The following is a 2,062-nucleotide window of genomic DNA, read 5'->3' on the forward strand; positions in this document are numbered from 1 at the left end:
GGTGGATCGGGGTGGAGATGACGTATTCGGCCGATCCGGGGTCGAGCTGGTCGAGGAACCACAGGCGTTGCTGGGCGAACGACAGCGGCAGCTTCTGCTCGCGTGAGACCGGCACGATCGGCGGCGGAGCCTCGCTCGCCGTGCCGGTGTCGATGACGGCGGCCAGTTCACCGACAGTCGGATGGTCGAACAGGGCGGCCAGGCTCACCTCGGCGTTGAACACGCCACGGATGCGGGTGATGGCCTGGGTCGCCAGCAACGAGTGCCCGCCGAGGTCGAAGAAGTTGTCGGTGACGCCGACGTGGTCGAGGTTGAGCAGGTCGGCCCAGATGCCGGCGAGGAGTTCTTCAGTGGGGGTGGTGGGCGCCTGGTAGGTGCTGGTGAGGTCCCGGCGGCTGCTGTCAGGGGTGGGCAGTGCGGTGCGGTCGATTTTGCCGTTGGGGGTGAGGGGGAAGGCGGTCAGCTCGACGAAGGCGGTGGGGATCATGTAGTCGGGCAGGGCGGCGCGTAGATGCTCACGCAGCTCGCTCACCGGGGGGATGCCCTGGTCGTGGTCGGCCGGGACGAGGTAGGCGACCAGCCGCTGTTCGCGCTCGATGACGAGGGCGGTGGTGATGGCGGGGTGGGTGGTGAGGGTGTGTTCGATCTCGGCGGGTTCGATGCGGTTGCCGCGGATTTTGATTTGGTGGTCGGTGCGGCCGAGGAAGTCGAGTTGTCCGTCGGGTCGCCAGCGGGCCAGGTCCCCGGTCCGATACAGCCGCCCGCCGTGTGGGGTGAAGGGGTCGGCGATGAAGCGTTCGGCGGTCAGCGCCGGGCGGTGGTGGTAGCCGCGGGCCAGTCCGGCGCCGGTGATGTAGAGCTCGCCGGGGACGCCGATGGGGACGGGCTTGAGGTGGGGGTCCAGGACGTGCAGGTGGGTGTTGGGCAGGGGAGCGCCGATGGGCGGCGGGGTGGTGGTGGTGAAGGTGGTGGTGGGGGTGGTGAAGGTGGCGCAGATGGTGGTTTCCGTGGGGCCGTAGACGTTGATCAGGTGGCGTCCGTCAGCCCAGATGGTGGCGAGGTCGGGTGGGCAGGGTTCGCCGCCGGTGATCAGTACGCGCAGGTGGGGCAGGGTGGTGGTGTCCAGGTGGCGCAGCAGGGTGGGCGTGCCTTGGGTGAAGCTGATGCGCTGGCGCTGCATGAGGTGCTGCAGGTGGGCGGGGGAGCGGCGGGTGAGGCTGTCGGCGATGACGAGATGGGCGCCGGCGGTGAGGGTGGTGAAGATGTCGCTGGCGGCCACGTCGAAGGTGAAGGAGGTCAGCTGCAGGGCGGTGTCGCTTGAGGTGAGGGTGAAGCGGCGGCGTTGGGCGTCGATGCTGTGGGTGAGGTTGTGGTGGGTGATGACCGCGCTCTTGGGCCGTCCGGTGGATCCGCTGGTGTAGATCAGGTACGCGGCTTGGCTGGCGAGGGTGTCCACCGCGGGCGGGCTGAGCGGCTGTTGCTGTAGCGCTGCTTGGGTCGCGGCATCGTCTAGCACCACCACGGAGATGTCGGGGGTGGTGGAGCCGGTGTGGCCTTCGGTGGTGCTTGTGGTGGTGAGCAGGAGGGCGGCGTTGCTGTCGGTGAGTTGGTGGGTGAGTCGGGTGGTGGGGTGGTCGGGGTCGAGGGGGAGGTAGGCGCCGCCGGCGCGCCAGACGGCGAGCATGGCGATGACCATGTCGGTGCTGCGGGGCAGGTGCAGGGCGACGATGGTTTCGTGGGTGACGCCGAGGGTGTGCAGGTGGTGGGCGAGTTGGTTGGCGCGGGCGTCGAGTTGGGCGTAGGTGAGGTGCTGGTCGTTGCAGGTGATGGCGGGGGCGTCGGGGTGGGTGGTGGCGTGGGCGGTGATCTGCCCGCTGATGGAGGTGCCGGGGATGGGCTGGGTGGTGGCGTTCCAGGTGGTGAGCTGCTGATGCTCTACGTCGGTGAGGATCGGCAAGGCTGACAGGTGCCGGTTGGGGTCTTGAGCGATCGCCTCCAGCAGCCGGGTCAGATGCCCGGCCAGCCGCTCGATCGTCGACCCCTCGAACAACGCCGTGCTGTA

Annotated in this window: 1 protein-coding gene; it reads right to left on the reverse strand. The window is 68.9% G+C overall.

The window, feature by feature from the left end; genetic code table 11:
- The coding region (locus ABZ860_RS42755) for an amino acid adenylation domain-containing protein (protein WP_357232588.1) at nt 1-2,062 on the reverse strand (2,062 nt) is incomplete at both ends.

It is taken from the genome of Microbispora sp. NPDC046973, assembly GCF_040644495.1.
Taxonomy (GTDB): Bacteria; Actinomycetota; Actinomycetes; order Streptosporangiales; family Streptosporangiaceae; genus Microbispora.